The sequence below is a fragment of the Novosphingobium sp. KN65.2 genome, assembly GCF_001368935.1.
Classification (GTDB): Bacteria; Pseudomonadota; Alphaproteobacteria; order Sphingomonadales; family Sphingomonadaceae; genus Novosphingobium; species Novosphingobium mathurense.
Genome location: NZ_CCBH010000170.1, coordinates 1 through 23,780, shown reverse-complemented (window position 1 = coordinate 23,780; position 23,780 = coordinate 1). Strand labels below are relative to the sequence as shown.

The following is a 23,780-nucleotide window of genomic DNA, read 5'->3' as shown; positions in this document are numbered from 1 at the left end:
GCGAAGGGAGGGGGCGGCGGATAGCTGTGCGGATACTTGTTCCGCAGGCGCGTGCGTGACATTGGCGAGACGCAGCCTATATCGGGCCGGAGCCCGGATCCGCATCGACGCGGACAACAGGAGATTACAGATGGCCGACGAATACCTGACGCTCACTCTCGACACCGGCAGCGGCGGTGGCGACGTCAAGATCAAGCTTCGTCCCGACCTGGCCCCCGGCCACGTCGAGCGCATCAAGGAGCTGACCGGCGAGGGCTTCTACGACGGCGTGAAGTTCCACCGCGTGATTCCCGGCTTCATGGCGCAGGGCGGCTGCCCGCAGGGAACCGGCATGGGCGGTTCGGACAAGCCGGACCTGCAGGCCGAATTCAACGCCGAGCCGCACGTGCGCGGCGTCTGCTCGATGGCCCGCACCAGCTACCCGCATTCGGCCAACAGCCAGTTCTTCATCTGCTTCGACGACGCCACGTTCCTCGACAAGCAGTACACCGTCTGGGGTCAGGTGGTCGAAGGCATGGAACACGTAGACGCGCTGCCCAAGGGCGAGCCGCCGCGTGAGCCGGGCAAGATCGTCAAGGCGACGATCTCGGAAGGCTGAGCCTTACCGGTTCGAATGCAAGAAGGGGCGCCCCGGCAGGGGCGCCCCTTTTTCGTTGGCTCGGTGACCGGATCGACCTTCGACTTTCGTATCGATCCACGGTCCCGGGGCAAAGGGGGGGGAAGCTGCCCGCCGATTACAGCCCTGCTTGCAGCAGCCACTCGTGGAAGATGCGGACGGGGCGGGTTTCCAGCGCCTTGGGGCGGCAGACGAACCAGTAGCGGAAGGGGCTCTCGACATCGATGTCGAACAGGCGGGCGAGGCGATTGTCGTGCGACCGGCGGAAGTGGTCGTCGTGCATGATCGCGATGCCCAGCCCCTGTGCCGCTGCTTCGAGCACGAGCTGGCCGGAGTCGAACCGGTCGATCGATGCCGGTTCGAGCTGCGGCATGCCGATCGCCGTTTTCCAGGCATCGAAGCTGTCGAACAGGTCGTTGTGGATCAGGATGGTCTGCCTGGAGAGCTTTTCTGCATCGGGAACCGAGCCGATTTCCTCGGCCAGTTCCTTCGACACGATGCCGTAGACCTTGTTGTGGTCGAGCTGGATCCGGTAAAAGTTGGAATCGGGCTCCTTGGCCAGGATGATCGCCGCGTCGAGGGTGTCGCCGACGCGATCCTCGAGGTGGGCACCGGTGTCGATGTCGATGTGCAGGCGCGGGTGCAGCTTGCGCAGTTCGGGCAGGCGCGGGAACAGGCGCTGGCCGCCGAACAGGGTCGGCACGCCAAGATGCAGGCGCAGGACCTGGCCGCGGTCGATCTGCGATTCGACGGCTTCGGCCAGTTCTTCCAGTTTCGGGCCGACGACGTTGTAGAAGGCCTGGCCTTCGTCGGTCAGCTTCATCGCCTGGTGCTGGCGGGTGAACAGGCGCTTGCCTGTGAAATCCTCCAGCGCGGCGACGCGGCGGGAGAGGGCGGAAGGCGAGAGGGCAAGTTCACTGGCCGCCGCCTTGGCCGAACCAAGGCGGACGACGCGCACGAAGGCTTCAAGTGCGCGCAGAGGGGGGAGGCGGCGTACGGGCAATGTTTCGTCTTTTCATCCGGTCACGGGTCAACTGCTGGGCAGATGACGGCATCATTCTGGTTCGCTCTCGAGCTCCTCTACCGGAGGATGCAACCGCAATCGCGTGACGTGTCGCTCATTTCCTTCGGTTACCTCGATTCGCCAGCCGCTGTCGTGTTCCAGGATCGCTCCGACCTGTGGAACCTGCTCAGCCAGTACGAAGGCGAGGCCGCCCAATGTATCTACTGCTTCTTCAACTTCGGCAAGTCGCGGATCGATTCGTTCCGCAACTTCATCGAGTTCCACGCGTGCGTCGGCTTCCCACATGCCGTCTTCTAACGGCAGGAGAAGTTCTTCGGGCGCATCGTCGTGTTCGTCTTCGATATTGCCGACGATTTCCTCGACGAGGTCCTCGATGGTGATGATGCCGTCGGTCCCGGAATATTCGTCGATCACGACCGCCAGGTGGGTGCGGCGCGCGCGCATGTCGGCCAGCACATCCAGCGCCCCGCGCGCCTGGGGCACGTAGAGCGGCTGGCGCATCAGGCTGGTCCAGTCGGCCGGAGCCGGCAGTCCGCGCGCAAGGATCGGGAAGATATCCTTGATGTGGATCATCCCGCGGATCTCGTCGAGCGATTCTCCGTAGACCGGCATGCGGCTGTGCCCGTGGTCCGCAAAGGCCTCGACCACTTCTTCCCAGCTTGCCGAGGCGGGGATGGCGATGATGTCGCCGCGCGGCACGGCTACGTCGTCGGCGTCATGCTCGCTGAAATGCAGGAGGTTGCGCAGCATCTGCCGCTCGAGCTGCGACAGGTCGCCATTGGTCTGCGCCCCGTCATCGGCGTCGCCCTCGTGCTCGTTGATGACGTCCTCGATCTGCGCCCTGAGCGACTGATCTGCGTCCGCGTGGAAAAGTCTCCGAAAGACACGCCAAAGCGTGCCGCTACTGTCCGGATCTCCCGAGCCGGGCTCGGTGTGGCGGCCATTGTCGGCCATCGTGACTGGTTACCCCTTCAAACCTGATTCAGTCGTCATATGGGTCGGCGATCCCCAATTGGGCAAGTGCTTTCGTCTCCAGCGCTTCCATTGCCTCGGCGTCGGCATCGGAAATCTCGTGGTCGTGGCCCGCCAGATGGAGCAGCCCGTGGACGACGAGGTGGGTCGCATGATCCGCGACGGAAACCCCCTTTTCCGCGGCTTCACGGGCGCATGTCTCGAAGGCGAGGGCGATGTCGCCGAGCATTTCGGGCGGTCCCTCGGCCGTCAGATCGAGAACCTGATCGCGTTCAAGCATCGGAAAGGAAAGGACATTGGTCGGCTTGTCCTTTTCGCGCCATTCGCGGTTCAGGACGTGGACTTCGGCATCGGAGGTGAACAGGATGCTCGTTATCAGGCGCGGATTCGCCAGCTCGGGCGCCACCGTGCCCAGGGCCGCGCAGGCGCGCTCGGTCAGCTCCGCCCAGTCGGTGCTTTCCGGCCAGGGCTCTTCGATATCGATTTCGAGATTCATCGGTGCCGTCTCTAGCGGTTTGCAGTGGGACAAGGAAGCGCGATCCCCGCCATCGCGGGGATGACGGGGCGACTTGGAACGAGGAGGGATGGACCGGATCGCGGGAATTCACGACCCCACCGTTCAGCCGTTACCCCCGCGAAGGCGGGGGTCCCGCTGCTGGGGAAACACAGGCAGGCCGAGCCTCACTTTTTCTCGTCGTACTGCGACAGGGGGCCCTCATAAGCCTCGACGATCCGCCCGACGATCGGGTGGCGCACGACATCGGCGGCGGTGAAGCGGGTGACGTTGATGCCGTCGATCCCCTCGAGCTTCTGGACCGCGTCGGCGAGGCCGCTCATGCGTTCTCCGCCGGGGATGTCGATCTGCCGGGGGTCGCCGCAGACGACCATGCGGCTGTTCTGGCCGAAGCGGGTGAGGAACATCTTCATCTGCTCGCGCGTGGTGTTCTGCGCTTCGTCGAGGATGACGAAGGCGTCGGCCAGCGTGCGGCCGCGCATGAAGGCGATCGGCGCGATCTCGATCTCTCCCGAGGCGAGGCGTCGTTCCACCTGTTCGGGCGGCATGCAGTCGTAAAGCGCATCGTACAGGGGGCGCAGGTAGGGGTCGACCTTGTCCTTCATGTCGCCGGGCAGGAAACCCAGCTTCTCACCGGCTTCGACTGCCGGGCGCGAGAGGATCAGGCGTTGCACCGAACCGGTCATGAGCTGGCTGACCGCCTGTGCCACGGCGAGGTAGGTCTTGCCGGTGCCGGCCGGGCCGAGCGCGAAAATGACGTCCGAACGGGCCAGCGCACGCATGTAGTCGATCTGCGTCGCGGAGCGCGGCACGATCGTTTTCCTGCGGGTGCGGATCATGATCGGCGGCGCGCCCTGGTCGCCGGAGATGATCCCTTCGAGCGTGGGTTCGGCCGACATTGTGATCAACGATTCCACTGCGCCTGCATCGAGATCCTGTCCTTGTTCGAGGCGGTGGTACATGCCGGTGAGGGTTTCGCGGGCCCTGGCCACGGCATCTTCCGGACCTTCGATCTGGATGCGGTTGCCGCGCGCCGCGATGTAGACGCCGAGCCGGTTCTCGACCTGTACGAGATTGGCGTCGAACTGGCCGAACAGGGCGCCTAGCAGCGTGGGTTCGTCGAATTGTATTTCGACACGGGCCCGGCGGTGGGTTTCGGGCCTGAACTGCGCCGGGTCATCGGCACGGGCTGCTTTGCGGGCCATGCGCTCCTTTCGGGCAAAACGTGTGCTGTTCTGCAAGCGAAGATGGTCCCGCTCCGGGCAGCTTGCAAGCTCTGGTGCGCACCGGCGCATTCGATTCCTGGTGGATAACCCGCAAACCTCCCCGGATCCTGCGGAACGGGGCCGCCGCAAGCCGGAACGAGGCATGGCGCATTGCCCGCACGCGGGCCGAAGGCTATCCCATCGCCATGACCCGCCAGCATCATATCCTTCCGCTCGCCCTCCCGTTCGCACTCGTGGCCGTCCCGGCCCTTCTGCTCGCCTCGTGCAAGAGCGAGGAACCCGCCCCCGAAGCAAGCGCAAGCGCGACCGGCGAGTCCACCGAGGCCGTGGTGACGCCGGTTACCGTCGAAAGCTGGCTGGACGAAAGCCTCTCGAAGGACCTGGGCGGCAAGACCGATTCCCTGCAGTACGCCCGCGCCGAGGCCGATCTGGACGGCGACGGCGTCGATGAAGTGCTCGCCTATGTCGGCGGCCCGATGATGTGCGGGACGGGCGGCTGCAATCTCGTCGTGCTCAAGCGCGATGGAGAAGGCTACAGGCAGGTCGGAGACCTCTCGGTGGTCCAGCTTCCGGTAGGGGTGCTGCCCACCAGCACGAATGGCTGGAAGGACCTGGCCGTTTCGGTTTCGGGCGGCGGTCGTCCGGGGGGCATCATGCGCGTGCCCTTCGACGGCAAGGCCTATGCCCGCAACCCGACCGTCAGCCCGACGGAGCCGGTCGATTCGATCGGCAAGGAACTGATTGCGGACAAACCGCTCAAACCGCTCAAGCCCGGCGCGTAAGCACCGCACGTACGTTCTCAGGCGGGACGTGCGTTCTCAGGCGGGACGTTCGAGCCAGCGGCGCATCGCCGCGGTCACGGCTGCGGGCTGCTCCATGGCGGAAAGGTGGCCGCTGTCGGCGATCCGCTCCAGCACGGCGCCGGGGATGGCGGTGGCCATTTCCTCCGACAGCGCAGGCGGCGTGAGCGCGTCCTGCTCGCCGACGAGCACCAGTGTCGGGACCTTGATCCCGGTCAGGTCGTCGCGCGAATCGGGACGGGTGATGATCGCGTTCTGCTGGCGGGCATAGACCTCGAAGCCGGTCCGCAGCGCCATGGCGACGACCCGTTCGCGCAAGTCGGCAGGGGCCTCTGGACGCACGAGCCGCGCCAGCCCCTCGCGGGCAACGGCTTCGTAGCCGCGCTGCTCGGCCGCCGCGATCGTGCCCCGGCGCATGGCGGAGGTGTGGCGATTGTCGGCGCGGGCATTGGTGTCGAGCAGGGCAAGGCGGGTGACGCGGCCCGGGGCCTGCCGCCAGATCTCCAGCGCGACGTAGCCGCCCATCGACAGGCCGGCGACGGCAAACCGCTCCGGCGCGTTCGCGAGGATGCGGCTGGCCATGACCGCGATCGAATCGTCGCGCAAGGTGTCGCCGATGGTGAACGCGGCAAGGTCCCACAAGCCGGATACCTGTGCTTCCCACAAGGCGGCGTCGCAGGCGAGGCCGGGGATCAGGACAAGCGGCTGGCGGCCCTCCGCGCCTTCGCTCACGCTGCGGCGACCATCCGGACGACAGCGCCAAGGCTGTTCGGCCCGGCGCTGGTGATCTCGACCTCGACCAGGTCGCCCACTTGCGCATCGGCCTCGAAGTGGACCGACTGCAGCCAGGGCGACTTGCCCAGCCACTGGCCCGGAAGCTTGCCCTTGCGCTCGACCAGCACGGTGCAGGTCTTGCCGACGGTCGCGGTGTTGAAGGCGTACTGGTCGCGGTTGAGCGCGGCCTGCAGTCGCTGCAGGCGCTCGTCCATCACCGCCAGCGGGACCTGTTCGTCCATCGTCGCCGCGGGCGTGCCCGGGCGCGGCGAGTACTTGAAGCTGAAGCACTGGGCATAGCCGACCGCGTCGACCAGCTTGAGGGTGTCCTCGAACTCGGTATCGGTCTCGCCCGGGAAGCCGACGATGAAGTCGCCCGAAAGTGCGATGTCGGGCCGTGCCGCGCGCACCTGTTCGAGGATCTTCAGATAGCTTTCCGCCGAGTGGCTGCGGTTCATCGCCTTGAGCACGCGGTCGTTGCCCGCCTGCACCGGCAGGTGGAGGAAGGGCATCAGCTTGTCGATCTCGCCATGCGCCGCGATCAGGCCGGGCGTCATGTCGTTGGGATGGCTGGTGGTATAGCGGATGCGGGCAAGGTCCGCGATCTGCGCCAGTTCCCGGATCAGGCCGTCGAGGCCGATCGTCTGCCCCCTGGCGTTCTCGCCGGTCCAGGCATTGACGTTCTGGCCGAGCAGCGTGATCTCGCGCGCGCCGGCCTCGACGAGGCGCTTGGCCTCCTCGATCAGGTCGCCATGCGGTCGCGACACTTCCGCGCCGCGGGTATAGGGCACCACGCAATAGGTGCAGAACTTGTCGCAGCCTTCCTGCACGGTAAGGAAGGCGGTCGGCCCGGAGCGGCGACGGCGCGGCAGCGCGTCGAACTTCGTCTCGGCGGGCATGTCGGTATCGGTGACGCGGCGGCCTTCGCTGGCTTCGCGGATCATGTCCGGCAGGCGATGGTAGGCCTGCGGGCCCACGACCATCTTCACGCTGGGCGCGCGCGCCATGATCTCTTCGCCCTCGGCCTGCGCGACGCAGCCGGCCACCGCGATCAGCGGCGAAGAGCCATCCTCGCGCTTCAGGCGGCCGATGTCGGAATAGACCTTCTCCGCCGCCTTTTCGCGGATGTGGCAGGTGTTGAGCACGACGAGGTCGGCATCCTCGCCCTCGGGCGCAGGCGCGATGCCCTGTTCGGCCAGCAGTTCGGCCATGCGGTCGCCGTCATAGACGTTCATCTGGCAGCCGAAGCTCTTGACCCGGTAGGTCTTGGGAGTCTGGGTAGGATGCATGGCGGCCCGATACACGCGTTTGCGCGGCTTTTGAAGGGGCGCCGAGCCGGACTACCCGCATGTCTCGTCGCAGGAGGCGTCACCGGAGCAAGCGCCGCGCGCCCGATCGGGTCCGATTCATGGGTAAGTCGTGGCCCGGCAACGGCGCAACGGGCTTGCATGGTGCCTTCGCCGGCGCCAATCAGCGCCCATGCGCATTGCTCTTTTCGAACCCGAGATTGCCGGAAACGTCGGCGCCGTCCTGCGGCTGGGCGCCTGCATGGGTGCCGCCGTGGACCTGATCGAACCGATGGGATTCGCGTGGGACGACCGCCGCGTCCGCCGCACCGCGATGGATTATATCGACCACGTCAGCATCACCCGGCACCCAGGCTTCGATGCCTTCAGGGCCACGATCGGTTCGGGCAGGCTGGTGCTGTTCACCACGAAGACCACGCAATCGGCCTATGACTTCACCTATCGCGCCGATGACATCCTGCTGTTCGGCAAGGAAAGCGCAGGCGTCCCGCCGTGCGTGGTGGAAGCCTGCGACGCGCGCGTGCGCATTCCCCTGCGCCCGGAAGTCCGCTCCCTGAACCTCGCCACCGCGGCCGCGCTGGCCCTTGGCGAAGCCCTGCGCCAGACCGCGACATTGCCCGGCTGAGAAGCTGCGCCACGTTCGGCCCGGGCGGGGAGGCGGGCGCATTGAGGCGCTGGCCTGACATGGCAGGTGATAGCGACTTCGAACGTACTTCGCTTTCGGCGAGTAGCGACGAAGAGGTCCGATCCCCGTCTTCGCGGGGATCGGCGGAGCAGAAGCCGTCAAGGTCCACTGCATTGCAGCCTTCGGAATAGCCGCGTGGGATTGGCGCCATTCGGGCACAGACGACGCACAATCCGTTTTCCTACAGGCGTGCGCCTGCGGTACTTTCGCAGCCATGACCCGGCCGCATCGATCCTGTCTTGCGAACGCCCCTGATTGCGCTGCGGCGATTTTCGCCCGGCGCAAGGCGCGCCGTTTCCGTTCTGGACAGTGTAAACCGTGTAAACCTGCATCGCGGCCAATGCGCGCGCCAGCCTGTTCCCCTTTTCGTGCACATCGGCTATCCGCGCGCCCATGAACACTGCAACTCGTGAGAACCAGACCCTGTATGCCGCCTTTGCGGGCCACCTCAACGCTGCGCTCGATGCGCTGGAAGCGGCGGGGACGCTGCCGGGCGGGCTCAAGCGAGGTGCGATCACGGTCGAGCCGCCGCGCGATCCCTCGCATGGCGATCTTGCGACCAATGCGGCGATGGTGCTGGCCAAGCCCGCAGGGCTGAAGCCGCGCGACCTTGCCGAGGCGCTGGTTGCCGAACTGGCGAAGCTGGACGAAGTGACTTCGGCCGAGATTGCCGGGCCGGGCTTCATCAACCTGCGCCTCGCGCCTGCGACCTGGATCGCGGAACTGCGCGCGATTGCCGAACTGGGTGCCGATTACGGCCGTTCGGCCATGGGGGGCGGCTCGACCGTCAATGTCGAGTACGTTTCGGCCAACCCCACCGGGCCGATGCACATGGGCCACTGCCGCGGCGCGGTCGTCGGCGATGCGCTGGCGACACTGCTCGAGTTCGCCGGGCACAAGGTGGTCAGGGAATACTACGTCAACGACGCCGGCGCGCAGGTGCAGGTGCTCGCCCGTTCGGTGCACATCCGCTACCGCGAAGCGCTGGGCGAGGACGTGGGCGAGATCCCCGAGGGCCTCTACCCGGGCGACTATCTCGTCCCGGTCGGCAAGGTGCTCGCCGAGGAATTCGGCGACAGGTACGCCAAGGCGCCCGAATCGGAATGGCTCACGCTGTTCCGCGAAAAGGCGGTCGCCGCGATGCTGGTGATGATCAAGGACGACCTCGCGCTGCTCGGCATCGAGCACGAGGTGTTCTCGTCCGAAGCCGAGCTGCAGGCATCGGGCAAGCCGGACGAGGCGGAGGCATGGCTGCGGTCCAAGGGGCTCGTCTATGACGGCGTGCTCGAAGCGCCCAAGGGCAAGACGCCCGAGGACTGGGAACCGGTCGAGCTGCCGCTGTTCAAGTCGACCCAGTTCGGCGACGACCAGGATCGACCGATCAAGAAGTCGGACGGCACCTGGACCTATTTCGGTGCCGACCTCGCCTATCACTACCAGAAGGCGCAGGAAGCCGACGCGCTCGTCGACATCTGGGGCGCGGACCATGCCGGTACGGTCAAGCGGATCAAGGCCGCGGTCGCGGCGATGACCGGTGCGGACGGGGAGCCGACCCCGTTCGAGATCAAGCTGGTGCAGATGGTCCAGCTGCTGCGCGACGGCGAGCCGGTGAAGATGTCCAAGCGCGCAGGTACGTTCGTGACGCTGGCCGACGTGGTGCGCGAAGTGGGCAAGGACGTGGTGCGTTTCACCATGCTGACCCGCAAGCCCGAGGCGCAGATGGACTTCGACTTCGCCAAGGTCGTCGAAGCCTCGAAGGACAACCCGGTGTTCTACGTGCAGTACGCCCATGCCCGCGTCCACTCGACGCTGCGCAAGGCCGCTGCCGAAGGGCTGGCGCCTGCGGGCGATCACCTCGAGCTGCTGGGCGATGAGGAACTGGAACTGGTCAAGCTGGCCGCGCAGTTCCCGCGCATCGTCGAGGCCGCAGCGGCTGCGCGCGAACCGCACCGCATTGCCTTCTTCCTAGGCGACCTTGCCGCTGCGTTCCACGGATACTGGAATCTCGGCAACGATCGCGTCGAGAAGCGGTTTATTAACTTACTCGATGTTAACCTTACTGCAGCGAGGCTTTTTCTGGCTGTGCAGATCGGGCAACTTGTCCGGAACGGCCTGGCATTGCTCGGCGTTGAGGCTGTAGAGGAAATGTAAGGATGGCATTCTCGGACACGGGTCGGGGGGACCGGAGCGGAGATCCGCAGGGTCCGAAGGTCGACGGCACCGAAGGCGAATTCGAAAGCACCGGTTTCGCGGGCGTCGTGGCGGAAGGCCAGCCTTCGTTCGAGGAACCGCCGCAGCTCGAGCTTGGCGACGAGGACGTGCGCCTGCCCTGGCTCGAGGGCGATGACGACGAATTCGAGGACGAGCGCGGTTCGGGCATGAGCCAGGGGCTGCTGCTGGGCGTCTTCGGCCTGCTTGCGATCGCGGTGATCGTCGGGATCGTGTTCTGGGCGATGAACGGATCGTCCGACAAGCCGCTCGTGGCCGATGGCGGGGTGATCGCCGCGCCGAAGGAACCCTACAAGACCAAGCCCGAAAACCCGGGCGGCGAAGTCGTGGCCGGTACCGGCGACACCAGTTTCGCCGTTGCCGAGGGCCAGTCCCGCCAGCCGCAGATCGGCGAGCAGGAAGAAGTGCCCGGTCCCGGTTTCGAATCGGTCGACAAGCCTGCCGAAAAACCGGCCGAGAAGGCTTCGGCTCCGGCCAAGGCGCCTGCACCGGTTTCCGGCATCGGCGTGCAAGTGGGAGCCTATACCTCGAAGCAGGCTGCCGAAACCGGCTGGAACACGCTGAAGACCCAGTATCCCGACCTTTCGGGCATGAATCACCGCGTGCTGGAAGGGCAGGCGGACATCGGTACGGTCTATCGCCTGCAGGCGGTGCCGGGCGATCTCGCTGCGGCCAAGGCGCTGTGCAGCGGCATGAAGAACGCCGGGTTGAGCTGCCAGGTCAAGAACTGAACAGGGCGGGCGGGCTCGGCCCGCCTTGGCGCATTTCCACACCTGAAGGACGCCGCTTCCTTGCGAAGAGCGCGGGTTTCTGCGACGAATCCGCCATGGTTCCTGCAATTTTCGGCCTTTCCGGACTCTCTCTCGGGCAGGACGAGCGCGCGTTCTTCAAGGACGCCGATCCCGCCGGTTACATCCTGTTCGGCCGCAACGTCGAAAGTCGTGAACAGATGCGCGCGCTCACCGACGAGCTTCGCGCGATCCACGGCCGCGACAACCTGTTCATCTGCATCGACCAGGAAGGCGGCCGCGTCGCCCGGATGAAGCCGCCGGTCTGGCAGGCCTATCCGCCCGGCGAAGCCTTCGACCGGCTCTACGACATTGCCCCGGCCACCGCGATCGAAGCGGCGCGGGCCAATGCCGAGGCGCTGGGGCTGGACCTTGCCGAAGTCGGTATCTCGGTGGATTGCCATCCCTCGCTCGACGTGCGCCAGACCGGTGCGCACGACGTGATCGGCGACCGCGCGCTCGGCACCGACCCGATGCGCGTTGCGGCGCTGGGGCGGGCGATCCTTGCCGGACTGGCGCGGGCCGGTGTCGCCGGGTGCATCAAGCATATTCCCGGTCACGGCCGGGCGATGGCCGACAGCCACAAGGAACTTCCCCGGGTCGAGGCGAGCGCCGAAGAACTCGAAGTGGACCTGCAACCCTTCCGGGCGCTGTCCGATTCGCCGATCGGGATGACCGCGCATGTCCTCTACACCGCGTGGGATAAGGAAAACCCGGGTACGCTTTCGCCCGTCGTGGTGCGCGAGGTGATCCGCAAGCGCGTCGGCTTTGCCGGGCTGTTGCTGACCGATGACCTCGACATGCAGGCGCTTTCGGGCACGGTTCCGGAACGCGCCGAGCGCGCGATCGGCGCGGGCTGCGACATCGCCCTGAACTGCTGGGCGAAGATGGGCGACATGATCGGCATTGCCCAGCGGCTGCCGACGATGAGCGAGGAAACCGCGCTCCGCCTACAGCGGGCGCTGACCGCGGTCGGTGACAGCGGGACTGCGGGCGACCATGCGGAATTGATCGCCCGGCGCGACGCGCTCTTGGCGCAGGCGGCGGCCTGAACCATGGACCTGCCGCCTGAACCCGGTCTTTCCTTCGAAGCGGCGGACCAGGAATGGGACGGCGTGGCGGCGGCCGAGGCGCACAAGGAAGCGCTCTATCTGGAGATCGAGGGCTGGGAAGGCCCGCTCGACCTCCTGCTTGACCTGGCCCGGCGGCAGAAGGTCGACCTGCGGCGCATCTCGATCCTGGAACTGGTCGACCAGTATCTGACCTACATCGAGCAGGCCGAGGCGCTGCGGCTGGAACTGGCGGCGGATTACCTGGTGATGGCGGCGTGGCTTGCCTACCTCAAGTCGGCGCTGCTGCTGCCCAAGGACGAACAGGCCGATCCCAGCCCCGAGGAACTGGCGCTGCGCCTGCAATTGCGCCTGCAGCGGCTGGGGGCGATGCGCGAGGCGGCAGCGCGCCTGATGGGCCGCGACAGGCTGGGCCGCGACGTTTTCCAGCGCGGCGCGCCCGAAGGCTTGCGGGTGGCCCGTCGCAATGCCTGGCAATGCACCTGGTTCGACCTCGTGCGGGCCTATGGCGATATCAAGATCCGCAGCGAGCCGGTGGTCCACATGGTGCGCGAGCGCATGGTGATGACGCTCGACAGCGCGATCGCCCGCGTCTCCTCGATGCTGGGCGTCTCGCTCGACTGGATGGAACTGCGCGAATTCCTGCCGCCGGCCCACGATTCCTGGGCCAATCCGCAGCTGCGCAAGTCGGCGCTGGCTTCCAGCTTCGTTGCCGCGCTGGAACTGGCGCGCACGGGCAAGGCGGAGATCGCTCAGGACGAAACATTCGGGCCGCTGCGGCTCAAGGCGGTGAAGCCATGAACGAAGACGCGATGACCGAAGAGAGCTTTGCAGAGGCGGGGGAGGCCGGGGCGACGGGACCCGACGATCTCGTCCGCGCAGTCGAGGCAGCGCTGTTCGCTTCCGAAGAACCGATGACCGTCGAAGCGCTTTCCGCGCACCTGGGGCAGGCCGACATCCGTCCGGCGCTGGCCGAACTGCAGAGCCATTACGAGGGGCGCGGGATCCACCTGGTGGAGCGCGGCAAGCGCTGGCATTTCGAAACCGCTCCGGACCTCGCCCATCTCCTGCGCCGCGAAAAGGAAGAGCTGCGCCGCCTGTCGCGCGCGGCGACCGAAGTACTGGCGATCGTTGCCTATCACGAGCCGGTCAGCCGCGCGGAAATCGAATCGATTCGCGGGGTGCAGACGGCCAAGGGAACGCTCGACGTGCTGATGGAAGCGGGCTGGGTGCGCGTGGCCGGGCGCCGCGAGGTGCCGGGCCGCCCGGTGATCTATGCCACCACGCCCGAATTCCTTGCGCACTTCGGCCTGCGTTCGCTCAAGGAATTGCCGGGCATCGACGAATTGCGCGCTGCCGGGCTGCTCGATCCTGTGGATGACGACATGATCGAGGCGGCGCTATCCGGTCCCGTTCCGGGAGAGCGCGATGCACCGGAAGAGGCTGATCATGGCGATGATGACGACGACGTGACCTGAACGGGTCAAATTCATGACAGGGTGGCAAGTTCCCCCGAAAATCCCTAGATGAGCCTCGTGGCGACCGGAATCGGTCGCACGGTTTGGAGTTGATGTTATGGGTAGCTTTTCGATCTGGCACTGGCTTGTCGTGCTCGTGATCGTACTGGTTCTGTTTGGCCGCGGTCGCGTCTCTGAAATCATGGGAGACTTCGGCAAGGGCATCAAGAGCTTCAAGGAAGGCATGAACGACGAGAAGTCGGAAGAATCCTCCACTCCGCCGGCTCAGATTTCGTCTAAGCCCGCTGATCCCTCGGCCACGCCGAGCGCCAGCGAGAACAAGACCGAGCAGTCGTAAGCCAGCGCAGAAAGCGACTTAAGCGATGTTCGACATCGGCGCATCAGAACTGCTGATGGTAATCATCGTGGCGGTCGTCGTCATCGGCCCCAAGGACATGCCGATGGCGATGCGCACGGCTGGCCGCTGGATCGGCAAGATGCGAAAGATCTCCGGCCATTTCCGCGCCGGCATCGACGCCATGGTGCGCGAGGCCGAGCTGGAGGAAATGGAAAAGCAGTGGCGCGCGCAGAACGAGGCGATCATGAAGGCGACACCGCAACTGCCCAGTGCCGAAGAGATGCAGGCCCCGATCGCCTCGCGTCAGGATAAGGCGGCTTCCGCTTCCGAAGCGACGCCGTCCGAAGCCGGCGCAACCGATGGTCCGCCGCCGCAGAGCGGTGAACAGTCCGCCGCTCAAGATGAAGCCCCGCGAGATGCGAAAGAACAGCAAAGCCGGCAGGCCGAACTGAATCTCCCGCCGCCGCCGCCCTGATCGAACGCTCCATGGCCTTCAAGATTTCCGATATCGACGATACCCAGGCGCCGCTGCTCGATCACCTGATCGAACTGCGCAGCCGGCTGATGCGCGCCTTTGCAGCCTTCGCGGTTGCCTTTGGCGTGTGCTTCTACTTTTCGAACGACATCTTCAGCTTCCTCGTTCGTCCGCTGACCGAGGCGTTCCCGGCAGGGCAGGGCAGGCTGATCTACACCAAGCTCTACGAAGCTTTCTTCGTCGAAGTGAAGATCGCGATTTTCGCGGCCTTCTTCGTAAGCTTCCCGGTCATTGCCAACCAGCTCTGGGCCTTCGTTGCACCGGGCCTCTACGCCAAGGAAAAGAAGGCTTTCCTGCCGTTCCTGATCGCGACCCCGGTGCTGTTCACGATGGGTGCGGCCATGGCCTACTACGTCGTCATGCCCACAGCCTTCCATTTCTTCCTGGGCTTCCAGGGCGACAAGGGCGGTCTCAAGCTGGAGGCGCTGCCGGGCACGGGGGATTACCTCGCGCTCGTCATGCAGTTCATCCTTGCCTTCGGGATCAGCTTCCTGATGCCGGTTCTACTGATGCTGCTCAATCGCGCCGGGATCATCACCCGCGCGCAGACCGCCGGTGCGCGTCGCTATGCCATCGTCGGCATCTTTATCGTCGCCGCTGTCGCCACGCCGCCCGACGTGATCTCGCAGCTCCTGCTGGCCATTCCGCTGCTGCTTCTGTTCGAAGGCACGCTGATCGTGATGTGGATTACCGAGAAGCGCGATGCGCGTCAAAAGGCGCAGGCCGACACCGCGGAATCCGCGGGTGAGCCCGAGGCTCCTGCCAGCAGCTGAGCTTCATGCGGGCTTTGGATATGTCCGCTCGCCCTAAGCCTGTCGCGGGGCGTGCGCACGAAAAGGGCCGCATAAGAGCGGCCCGCCTTTCGGTTCATCGGCCCTCGATGGGCGAAACTTCGCCTTCGGCCTTGGTCGGCAGCACCCGGTCCTTGGCATTGGACCAGGCGAGCTTGCCACCGATCCACGTCTCGAGAACCCTGGTCTGGCGCAGTTGCTCGGGCGTCGCATCCATCGGATCGGTGTCGACGAAGAGGAAGTCGGCGTCATAGCCCTTGGCGATGCGGCCAAGGCGGTCCTCGGCGAACATCGCGTAGGCCGCGCCGGTCGTGTAGGCGTTGATGGCCGCCTCGCGCGAGAGGATCTCCTGCGGCTTCCAGCCACCGATCGGCTGACCGTCCGCGCCCTGGCGCGTAACGGCGACGGCGATCCCTTCGAAGGGGTGGGCCGGTTCGACAGGGGTGTCCGATCCGAACGCCAGCGGCGCGCCGGTAGCGGCGATGGACTTCCACGCATAGGCGCCGGTCAGCCGGCTCGCGCCCAGTCGTGCTTCGGCCATCGGTCGGTCCGAAGCTTCGTGCTGCGGCTGCATCGAGGCGATGATGCCGTGTTCGCCGAAGCGCGCGATATCCACGGGAGCGACGATCTGGGCATGTTCGATGCGCCAGCGCCGGTCGCCCTTGTAGGTCTGCGACAGCTCGTCGATGGAATTGAGGACCGCCGCATTGGCGGCATCGCCGATGGCGTGGACGGCCACCTGGAAGTTGTCTATCGCCGCCCGGCTCATCAGGTTGCCCAACTGGGTTTCGCTGATCTGGGGCAGGCCCTTCGTTTCGGGCGCGTCGGCATATGGCGCCTTGAGCCACGCCCCGCGCGAACCGAGCGCGCCGTCGAGGTAGAGCTTTACCCCGTTCATTTTCAGCCGGTCGCCATAAAGCCACGGTGTCGGACGGGGGCCGCCGATCAGCGTCATATTGTCGATGCCTGCGGCATAGGCGACAATGCGGATGCGCAGGTGGCCAAGGTCGGCGGCGCGGCGGTAGGCCTGCCAGTCCTCGATCGTGGTGCCCATGTCGGCAATCGCGGTCACGCCCGAGGCCAGCAGCGCCAGTTGCGCTTCGCCCAGCGCGGTATCACGGTCTTCGGGGCGGGGGCGGGGCACCTTGGCCTCAACCAGCGCGGTGGCGGCATCGACCAGCACGCCGGCCGGGGCCTTGCCACCTGCCGAGCGCAGGATCTGCCCGCCGGCCGGATCGGTGGTGGTGGCGGTGATACCGGCAGAAGCGAGGGCGGCGCTGTTGGCCCAGCCGGCATGGCCGTCGACGCGGGTAAGCCACGCGGGCTTGCCGCCGGTTACGGTGTCCAGCTCGGCTGCTGTCGGCATCCGGTCGATGCCCCAGTTCGCCTGGTTCCAGCCCGAGCCGAGGATCCAGGGCGTTTCCGGGTGGGCGGCAGCCCAGGCCGCGATCCGGGACAGTGCCTCCTCGAGCGATTTCGTCGCCGAGAGATCGAGGGTCATCCGGGCAAATCCGGTCTCCATGACGTGGCCGTGGGCGTCGATCATGCCGGGCACGACCACGCGATGCTTGCCGTCAACCTGATACTGGACTTTCTTGGGGCGCTTGTCGCCGTGGCGATAGACCTCGATCACGCGGCCGTCATCGCCGATCAGGAAGCCCTCGAAACGCTCGATCCCGCCCTTGCCGTCGGGCGTCAGGCCCTCGACATTGTCGACAAGGACATCCGCGCGGGCGGGCGTGACGATCAGCAGCGCGAGCGCCGCCGCGGTGAAGTGCTTCACTTACGGCCCTTTTTCGGCAGTCGCTTGATGATCGCGCTGGTGTCGAGACGGCCGCCGCCCATGGCCTGGATCTCAGCGAAGAACTGGTCGATGAGCGCGGCGACCGGCAGCGATATGCCGAGGCCACGGCCTTCGTCGAGGCTGAGGCCAAGGTCCTTGCGCATCCAGTCGATGGCAAAGCCGAAGTCGAAGCGGTCCTCGTCCATCGACTGCCAGCGGTTGTCCATCTGCCATGACTGTGCCGCGCCGCCGGAAATCGCCTCGTAGACCTTGCCCATGTCGAGATGCGAGGCTTGGGCGAAGCGCACTGCCTCGGCCAGCGCGGCGACATTGCCGGCAATGCAGATCTGGTTGGCCATCTTGGCGATCTGGCCCGAGCCGGCCTTACCGACGTGGACGATGCGCTGCGAATAGGCTTCCATCACCGGTCGCGCCGCTTCCACCGCTTCGTTGCGCCCGCCGCACATCAGCGTGAGCGTGCCCTTCTCGGCGCCGATCTGCGAACCGGTCATCGGCGCGTCGATGCAATGGACCTGCAGGTCGCGTGCTTCCACCGAGATCTGGCGGGCGATGCGCGCCGATACCGTCGTGTGGTCGATGAAGACGCCGCCCTTCTTGAGCATCTTGAAGACGCCATTGGGTCCGAGCACGACTTCGGCGAGGTCGTCGTCGTTGCCCACGCAGGTGATCACCACATCCGCGTCCTGCGCCGCATGCGCCGGGTTCGCGGCGATGCGATGGGCGAGTCCGGGATTGTCCTCCACCCATTTCTGCGCGCGTTCGGGCGAACGGTTGTAGATGGTGAGCTCATGGCCCGCCTTGGCAATGTGCCGCGCGATAGCGCCGCCCATCACGCCGAGGCCGAGGAAGGAAACCTTGCGTCGTTCGGTCATAGCGATGTCTTCTAGCGAGGGTCCGTGACGCTATCAATCTAAGCCGGGCCTCAGCCCACGCTTTCAATTTGCCCCGGTTTCCTTTACCCGCGCCACCCTATGGACCAGCAAACGCTCAAGACCGCCCCGGGGACCGATGGTGCCCTGCTGACTGCCGACGACGTTCGTGCGGCGGCGATGCGAATTATGGGCAAGGTCGTACGCACCCCGACGCTGCACTCCAATACGCTGAGTGCGATCACCGGTGCGGAAATCTGGCTGAAGTTCGAAAACCTGCAGTTCACCGCCGCCTACAAGGAGCGCGGCGCGCTCAATGCCCTGCTGCTGCTGTCCGAAGAACAGAAGCAGCGCGGCGTCATTGCCGCTTCGGCAGGCAATCACGCGCAGGGGCTGTCGTACCACGGCACCCGCCTTGGCGTGCCGGTGACGATCGTCATGCCCAAGACCACCCCGCTGGTGAAGGTCATGCAGACCGAGAGCGTGGGCGGCAAGGTCGTGCTCGAAGGCGAAAGTTTCGACGAAGCCTATGCTCATGCGCGAAAGATGGAGGCCGAGCTTGGCTTCACCTTCATCCATCCCTTCGACGATCCGCACGTCGCCGCCGGTCAGGGGACTGTCGCGCTCGAGATGCTCGAGGACGTGCCCGAGATCGATACGCTGGTGCTGCCGATCGGCGGTGGCGGCCTTGCCTCGGGCATGGGTACCGTTGCGCGTGCGATCAAGCCGGGCATCGGTCTGATCGGCGTCGAGGCGCAGCTCTATCCCTCGATGTACAACCTGCTCAAGGGCACCAACCTGCCGGTCGGCGGCGATACGCTGGCCGAAGGCATTGCGGTGTTCGAGCCGGGCAAGTTCACCTCAAAGGTGCTGCGCGGCCTGCTCGACGAGTTCCTGCTGGTGAGCGAATCGCGCATCGAAAGCTCGCTTGCCCTGCTGCTTCAGATCGAGAAGACTCTGGTCGAGGGCGCCGGTGCGACCGGCCTCGGCGCGGTCATGGCCAACCGTGAGCTGTTCGCCGGCAAGAAAGTCGGCATCGTACTTTCGGGCGGCAATATCGACACCCGCCTGCTTGCCAACGTGCTGCTGCGCGACCTTGCCCGTTCGGGCCGACTCGCGCGTCTCAAGATCGGCCTGCAGGACCGCGCCGGTGCGCTCTACAAGGTCGCCAAGGTGTTCCACGAGCATAACGTGAACATCGTCGAGGTGCTGCATCACCGCATATTCACCAATCTGCCGGCCAAGGGACTGCTGACCGAGATCGAGTGCGAGGCGCGCGACCGCGAGCAGCTCGAGACTCTTGTTTCGGCCCTGCGCTCTGCCGGATACGAAGTGCGGCAGGTCGAGACCGACTGAACCCTTCCGGTTTCCGGCCTCGTCAGGAAACCGGCCAGGCGTTGAAACCCGAACGCGATGCCGCGCGTTGCAGGTGCATGGCGCTCGATTATCTAGACTTCACCGGCGATTGCGTCGTCGTGACCGGCGGAAGCTCGGGGATCGGGAAGTCCTGCGCCATGGCGCTGGCCGGACGCGGGCTGGCGGTAGCGATTACGCACTTTCATGATCCGGACGAGGCCGACGAAGTGATCGGCCGGATTCATGCCAATGGCGGGCGGGCCATCGCCTGCGATGCCGATGTCGGTGACGAGGATGACGTCGAGGCGCTTTTCGCAGCTGCCGAATCCGCCTTCGGCCCTGTCCGCCTGCTGGTGAACAGCGCCGGCCGCAACATGAGCGGGACGGCGGTGCAGGACATGAGCCTGGACCATTTCGATAGGGTCATGCGTGCCGACCTCTATGGCCCGTTCCTCACCTGCCGGCGTTTCGTGCGCGGGCTGGAAGGCAAGGATAACCCCGGGGGCGGCGGCAGGATTGTCAATGTCTCGTCGATTCACGAATCGGCGCCGCGGGCCGGGGCCGTCGATTACGACAGCGCCAAGGGCGGGTTGGCGCAACTGACCGCCACGCTTGCACTCGAACTGGCGCCGCGCGGCATAGCAGTGAACGGTGTGGCGCCGGGCATGATCCTGACTCCGATGAACCAGTCGGCGCTCGACGATCCGAAGGAGCGGGCGCGCAGGGCCCGGGCGATCCCTTGGGGCCGGGCCGGACGTCCCGAGGAAGTGGCCGAGCTTGTCGGCTACCTGCTGTCCGATCGCGCCGATTACATTACCGGGACCACGGTTAAGATTGATGGGGCACTTTCGCTCAAGGTAGCGCAAGATGCCTGATCGGGAATGGACCAGTCAGAGAAGTGCTAAGGTTTTGATTCACTTACGCCCCGAACCGGGACAAGTTGCCGCGGTCAGGGGGGCTGCGGGTCGAAACCTCCGGTTCGAGGCCAGTTTTGTAGTTAAAAGACTTTCAACTAACTGCCTGCGCATGCATATTCGGTCTGCAACTGAAAGGCCGATGGTCGCAAGCAAGTAAAGGAAGAGGCGCCTCCGTGACGGCTCCCGTTCGATTTCCGAGGTTCTTCGTGACCAGCCCCGCGCCGTGCCCCTATCTGCCTGGGCGCAGCGAGCGAAAGGTGTTCACGGAGCTCAAGGGGCCGCACGCGGACTCCCTGAACGATGCGCTCAGCCGCATCGGCTTCCGTCGCAGCCAGACCGTCGCCTATCGCCCCTCCTGCCTTGATTGCAATGCCTGCGTCTCGGTGCGTGTCGTCGCCAGCGAGTTCACGCCCTCGGGCACGCAGAAGCGCATGCTGAAGCGGAACGGAGACCTGATCGCCACCGTCTGCCGTCCGTGGTCGACCGGTGAGCAGTTCCAGCTCCTGCAAAAGTATCTCGGCGCGCGCCATCCCGAAGGCGGCATGACCTCGATGGACGAGGTCGACTTCGCCGACATGGTCGAGCACACGCCGGTCACCAGCTACGTCGTCGAGTATCGCGAACCGTCCGCCGACGGCGTGACGCCGGGCCGCCTCGTCGGTGCCTGCCTTACCGACCGCCAGTGCGACGGGCTGTCGATGATCTACAGCTTCTACGATCCAGAGCACGATTCGCGGGCAGGGCTGGGTAACTACATAATCCTGGACCACATCCATAAGGCGCAGGAAATGGGCCTGCCCTACGTCTATCTCGGCTACTGGGTCGAAGGTTCGCCGCGGATGCAGTACAAGGTGCGCTACCGCCCGATGGAACGCCTTGGCCGTTCGGGCTGGGAACGTTTCTCGCCCGAAGAGCAGGACAAGCTCATCGCCGCCGTGGTCAAGAACCCGGACGGGCACGGCAAGGCCGGTGCCGGTGGGCGCAAGGACGGGGTCCCCTCCATCGCCAACTGACGATCCGGCCTGGCGCGCATTGTGTCAGCCGCGGTAGAGAGCCGCCTCTTCAGCGCGCCGCTTTTTCAGGCCGGGTAGCGGCTTGCCGTCGTTGTAGATCCACTTCGCAAATTCCAGGGCCGCTTCGGCAAAGCGCTTCTCTCTGTGCAGGCGGGTGAGCGTGGCCTTGCGGATGGCGCCGGTGTTGTAGTGGAACGAGACGAGGGCATCGAACTGCCCCTGCGTCGTCGCGGCATCGCCCAGCGCTGCATGGACTTCTTCCACGAAGCGCACGATGTCCCTGTCGAAGCGGGCGTCGCATTGTTCCTGTGTCCAGACCAGGCCCTTGCGGATGTCCGATCCGGTCGAGCCCCAGCCGATCGTCCAGGGCTCGCCTGTGGCGCTGCCGGGATCGGGATAGGCTTCGAAGCGGCCGTCCGGTCGGCGTCGCGCACAGCCTTCCCACTTGCGAATCAGGGAACGGCCTGCCTCGCCCAGCGTGAAACCGGCAGCGGCAGGGCCGACGTGGTTTGCGCTGTCGATGGCGGCGTCGAGCAGCGCCACGTCGGATGGCCTGAAGCCGCGGCCCAGAAGCTGGCGCACGGCATCGAAAATCGGTTTGCGATTCATAAAGGGCTAACCCTTCCGGTTCGTGGGGAAAGGCGATCCAAGTAAACTGCAGGCGTATCTGTAGGAAAATGGTTTCTGGAAGCCGGACAGGCAAAGGCCCGCTGCACTGTCGTGAAGCGGGCCTTCGGGTCAGTCAGGTGTGAAAGGTCAGATCTTCTTGAGGATTCCGGTCAGCGGAATGGCGATGCTTGAGCCGCCGGCGAGCGCTTCGCCGTCGAACGTCGCCTGCGAACCGTCCGGCGCGGAAACCGAGATTGCCTCGCCCTTTCTGGTGAAGGTCAGTTCCTCGCCGCTGACCGTGGGCATCGAGACTTCGCCGTTCTGGCTGGCGTCGATTGCCGCGGAAATGTCCTGCGGGGTCAGGTAGCCCGGGATGAGGTGATCCTTGAGCAGGGCGGCAAGCGCTGCGTGGTCTTCACCGCCCGTCAGTTCCTTGGCCGAATCGCCCAGGGCCGCAAAAGCGGCATCCTCGGGCGCAAGCAGGGTGTAGCTGCCCTTGCCTTCGAAAATGCCGCTGATGCCGGTTTCCTTGAGGGCTTCCGCTACGGTCTGCAGGCCGTCCGCATCGTCGAGCAGGGCAGGCAGCGATTCGCTTCCGGGCGTGGCCAGTTCGGCGGCGCCGGTGCTGCCGTCCTCCGGCGTGCCGCCCGAACAGGCGGCAATCGCAAGACTGGCGCCTCCAAGCAGCGCGACGGTGAGGTGTTTGATCCGCATCTTCGTTTCCCTCCCGGTCAGACAAGCAGTTCGATGGCGGCCTGTACCAGCCGCGTGGTGGGATCGATCTGGTAGACGTAGCCATCGCTGTAGCGATACATCGCGTCCGGTCCGTCATAGTACTGGTCGCGATAGTCGTAAGGCACGTTGTAGACGTCGTAGCCCATCGGCATCGGCTGGCCGATCCGGATGTCGTTGCCGGTCAGCAGCGCTGCGACCGAATGGATCGCGGAGGTATCCGGATCGACGCGGTAGATCGTGTCGTCATAATACCGATAGCCGTTTGCCGGGCCGAGATCGTAGTAGCTGTCGTAGTAAGTCGGTAGCGTCACCGGCTGGTAGGTGGAAGGCCAGACCTGGCCGATTCCCAAGGCACCGCCCAGCAGCGGGATGTAACTCAGGATGCTGTCGCCTGCGCCAAGCCGCAGCATGTAGCCGTCGGCATAACGGTAGCGATAGGACCGGTCGTAATCGTTGAAGTACCACGCCGGGTCTAGCCAGCTGACATCGCGCGGCTTGGCCAGGCCGGGCGGGGTGCAGCCGTTGTATTTCTTGGCGAGGCCCGGCGGGCAGCCATCGTAGGGATGGCGCCGGTCGAGCGAAGCCCAGTCGAAGCTGCGGCGATCGACGACCACGCGGACCCGGTCGTTGGTGGGGACGACGAAGTCCCTGCCGCCATGGCCCTTGTAGGTGACGCGCTTGATGTCCTTGCGCTCGGGCGGGCGCGGGCCGGCGGCAAAGGCCTTGTCGTCTGCGTTTCCGGGGCGAGTGTCGTTGGCTTTCTTGTCAACCTTGTGGTCCGCCATGCGCTGCGGGGCATCTCCGGCCTGCGGGTGCTTTTGTGCCTTGGCCGGAGCGTCGTGGACCGGCGACTGCATGGTCTGGCGTGAGGCCTGCCTTTCGGTCTTCTCGGGCTTGCCTTGGGCATCGCCGCCGCCAGGTGCCTTGGCAGGCTTGTTGTCGGGCCTGGATGTCGCAGGGCCCTTGACGTCGCCTTGCGGCCCCCTGGCATTGCCGTGCGCGGCTTGCTTGCCGCCGCCCCGGTCCTTGCCGTGATCGCTGCCATGGTCGTTGCCGCCGGGCGCGGCGGAGGCGGCGCCGGCGATCAGGGCCAGGCTCGCCACGCTGCCGATGAAGATCCTTTGCATCATTTGCACCTCCTTGGGTTGGCAGTTGCAACGCGGATCGGCGACAGTTCGTTCCCTCGGGGCTTTCCGTCGCTTCGGGCGAGCGACGGGGTGGACCGCTCGCGATTAATCGTCGCTGACTGCAGTGTGCATTTGTCATCACAAAGGGCGGGGGCGGCGGCGGACAGCACGGAAAAGGGGGGCGGGGGTGGTTCCCGGGCCGCG

25 protein-coding genes are annotated in these 23,780 nt (G+C 65.7%); 14 read left to right on the top strand and 11 right to left on the bottom strand.

The window, feature by feature from the left end; translation table 11 throughout:
* Positions 1-130: 130 nt before the first annotated feature.
* Positions 131-598, top strand: a complete 468-nt coding sequence (locus SPHV1_RS16065; RefSeq protein ID WP_054947046.1) for a peptidylprolyl isomerase — start codon at positions 131-133, stop codon at positions 596-598.
* A gap of 136 nt (positions 599-734) precedes the next feature.
* Here the strand turns inward: SPHV1_RS16065 and SPHV1_RS16060 are convergent, their stop codons facing one another.
* The 4 genes from SPHV1_RS16060 to SPHV1_RS16045 form a co-directional block, all read right to left on the bottom strand.
* Entirely contained in the window at positions 735-1,619 is an 885-nt protein-coding gene (locus tag SPHV1_RS16060) for a LysR substrate-binding domain-containing protein (RefSeq protein WP_176168091.1), read from the bottom strand.
* Positions 1,620-1,670: 51 nt separating this feature from the next.
* Positions 1,671-2,594: a hemolysin family protein gene (locus SPHV1_RS16055; RefSeq protein ID WP_054947044.1), complete on the bottom strand. Its 924-nt coding sequence runs from the start codon at positions 2,592-2,594 to the stop codon at positions 1,671-1,673.
* A gap of 28 nt (positions 2,595-2,622) precedes the next feature.
* A complete protein-coding gene (gene ybeY / locus SPHV1_RS16050) occupies positions 2,623-3,108 on the bottom strand; it encodes an rRNA maturation RNase YbeY (protein WP_054947043.1) in 486 nt (161 codons plus the stop codon).
* A 185-nt stretch (positions 3,109-3,293) separates the two neighbouring features.
* On the bottom strand, positions 3,294-4,331 hold the full coding sequence (locus tag SPHV1_RS16045) for a PhoH family protein (RefSeq protein ID WP_054947042.1): 1,038 nt from the start codon (positions 4,329-4,331) through the stop codon (positions 3,294-3,296).
* A gap of 74 nt (positions 4,332-4,405) precedes the next feature.
* On the opposite strand from SPHV1_RS16045, the gene SPHV1_RS16040 reads away from it, so the two are divergent.
* On the top strand, positions 4,406-5,134 hold the full coding sequence (locus SPHV1_RS16040; RefSeq protein ID WP_231634708.1) for a hypothetical protein: 729 nt from the start codon (positions 4,406-4,408) through the stop codon (positions 5,132-5,134).
* A 36-nt stretch (positions 5,135-5,170) separates the two neighbouring features.
* On the opposite strand, the gene SPHV1_RS16035 is transcribed toward SPHV1_RS16040, so the two are convergent.
* Complete coding sequence (locus SPHV1_RS16035) at positions 5,171-5,884, bottom strand: alpha/beta fold hydrolase (protein WP_054947041.1); 714 nt, start codon at positions 5,882-5,884, stop codon at positions 5,171-5,173.
* Positions 5,881-7,215: a tRNA (N6-isopentenyl adenosine(37)-C2)-methylthiotransferase MiaB gene (gene miaB, locus SPHV1_RS16030; protein ID WP_054947040.1), complete on the bottom strand. Its 1,335-nt coding sequence runs from the start codon at positions 7,213-7,215 to the stop codon at positions 5,881-5,883. The genes SPHV1_RS16035 and miaB overlap by 4 nt, the downstream gene beginning before the upstream one ends.
* Before the next feature lie 190 nt (positions 7,216-7,405).
* Between miaB and SPHV1_RS16025 the strand changes: the two genes are divergently transcribed.
* From SPHV1_RS16025 to tatC, 9 genes are all read left to right on the top strand, one after another.
* Complete coding sequence (locus SPHV1_RS16025; RefSeq protein ID WP_054947039.1) at positions 7,406-7,858, top strand: tRNA (cytidine(34)-2'-O)-methyltransferase; 453 nt, start codon at positions 7,406-7,408, stop codon at positions 7,856-7,858.
* Between the two features lie 453 nt (positions 7,859-8,311).
* A complete protein-coding gene (argS, locus tag SPHV1_RS16020) occupies positions 8,312-10,069 on the top strand; it encodes an arginine--tRNA ligase (protein ID WP_054947038.1) in 1,758 nt (585 codons plus the stop codon).
* A 2-nt stretch (positions 10,070-10,071) separates the two neighbouring features.
* The gene (locus SPHV1_RS16015) at positions 10,072-10,878 is read left to right on the top strand and encodes an SPOR domain-containing protein (RefSeq protein WP_054947037.1); all 807 of its coding nucleotides are present in this window, start codon (positions 10,072-10,074) and stop codon (positions 10,876-10,878) included.
* A gap of 95 nt (positions 10,879-10,973) precedes the next feature.
* On the top strand, positions 10,974-11,987 hold the full coding sequence (gene nagZ, locus SPHV1_RS16010) for a beta-N-acetylhexosaminidase (RefSeq protein ID WP_054947036.1): 1,014 nt from the start codon (positions 10,974-10,976) through the stop codon (positions 11,985-11,987).
* A gap of 3 nt (positions 11,988-11,990) precedes the next feature.
* The gene (locus tag SPHV1_RS16005; RefSeq protein WP_054947035.1) at positions 11,991-12,806 is read left to right on the top strand and encodes a ScpA family protein; all 816 of its coding nucleotides are present in this window, start codon (positions 11,991-11,993) and stop codon (positions 12,804-12,806) included.
* Positions 12,807-12,817: 11 nt separating this feature from the next.
* Positions 12,818-13,483 (top strand): SMC-Scp complex subunit ScpB, encoded by a 666-nt coding sequence (scpB, locus tag SPHV1_RS16000; protein WP_054947148.1) that lies wholly within the window; start codon positions 12,818-12,820, stop codon positions 13,481-13,483.
* 97 nt (positions 13,484-13,580) lie between these two features.
* A complete protein-coding gene (locus tag SPHV1_RS15995; protein ID WP_054947034.1) occupies positions 13,581-13,820 on the top strand; it encodes a twin-arginine translocase TatA/TatE family subunit in 240 nt (79 codons plus the stop codon).
* Positions 13,821-13,845: 25 nt separating this feature from the next.
* Positions 13,846-14,295 carry a Sec-independent protein translocase protein TatB gene (gene tatB, locus SPHV1_RS15990; protein ID WP_054947033.1) on the top strand — a complete coding sequence of 150 codons (450 nt, stop codon included), beginning with the start codon at positions 13,846-13,848 and terminating at the stop codon, positions 14,293-14,295.
* Between the two features lie 11 nt (positions 14,296-14,306).
* Entirely contained in the window at positions 14,307-15,128 is an 822-nt protein-coding gene (gene tatC / locus SPHV1_RS15985) for a twin-arginine translocase subunit TatC (RefSeq protein WP_054947032.1), read from the top strand.
* A gap of 94 nt (positions 15,129-15,222) precedes the next feature.
* On the opposite strand, the gene SPHV1_RS15980 is transcribed toward tatC, so the two are convergent.
* A complete protein-coding gene (locus SPHV1_RS15980) occupies positions 15,223-16,929 on the bottom strand; it encodes an amidohydrolase (protein ID WP_054947031.1) in 1,707 nt (568 codons plus the stop codon).
* Entirely contained in the window at positions 16,926-17,822 is an 897-nt protein-coding gene (locus SPHV1_RS15975; RefSeq protein ID WP_054947030.1) for an NAD(P)-dependent oxidoreductase, read from the bottom strand. The genes SPHV1_RS15980 and SPHV1_RS15975 overlap by 4 nt, the downstream gene beginning before the upstream one ends.
* Positions 17,823-17,921: 99 nt before the next feature.
* On the opposite strand from SPHV1_RS15975, the gene SPHV1_RS15970 reads away from it, so the two are divergent.
* From SPHV1_RS15970 to SPHV1_RS15960, 3 genes are all read left to right on the top strand, one after another.
* Complete coding sequence (locus SPHV1_RS15970; RefSeq protein ID WP_054947029.1) at positions 17,922-19,175, top strand: threonine ammonia-lyase; 1,254 nt, start codon at positions 17,922-17,924, stop codon at positions 19,173-19,175.
* A gap of 77 nt (positions 19,176-19,252) precedes the next feature.
* Complete coding sequence (locus SPHV1_RS15965; RefSeq protein ID WP_054947028.1) at positions 19,253-20,050, top strand: SDR family NAD(P)-dependent oxidoreductase; 798 nt, start codon at positions 19,253-19,255, stop codon at positions 20,048-20,050.
* A gap of 215 nt (positions 20,051-20,265) precedes the next feature.
* Positions 20,266-21,105: an arginyltransferase gene (locus tag SPHV1_RS15960; RefSeq protein ID WP_054947027.1), complete on the top strand. Its 840-nt coding sequence runs from the start codon at positions 20,266-20,268 to the stop codon at positions 21,103-21,105.
* A gap of 24 nt (positions 21,106-21,129) precedes the next feature.
* On the opposite strand, the gene SPHV1_RS15955 is transcribed toward SPHV1_RS15960, so the two are convergent.
* From SPHV1_RS15955 to SPHV1_RS15945, 3 genes are all read right to left on the bottom strand, one after another.
* Positions 21,130-21,714 (bottom strand): lysozyme, encoded by a 585-nt coding sequence (locus SPHV1_RS15955; protein ID WP_054947026.1) that lies wholly within the window; start codon positions 21,712-21,714, stop codon positions 21,130-21,132.
* A gap of 147 nt (positions 21,715-21,861) precedes the next feature.
* Positions 21,862-22,428: a fasciclin domain-containing protein gene (locus SPHV1_RS15950; protein ID WP_054947025.1), complete on the bottom strand. Its 567-nt coding sequence runs from the start codon at positions 22,426-22,428 to the stop codon at positions 21,862-21,864.
* A gap of 17 nt (positions 22,429-22,445) precedes the next feature.
* Positions 22,446-23,579, bottom strand: a complete 1,134-nt coding sequence (locus SPHV1_RS15945) for a hypothetical protein (RefSeq protein WP_231634707.1) — start codon at positions 23,577-23,579, stop codon at positions 22,446-22,448.
* Positions 23,580-23,780: the final 201 nt, after the last annotated feature.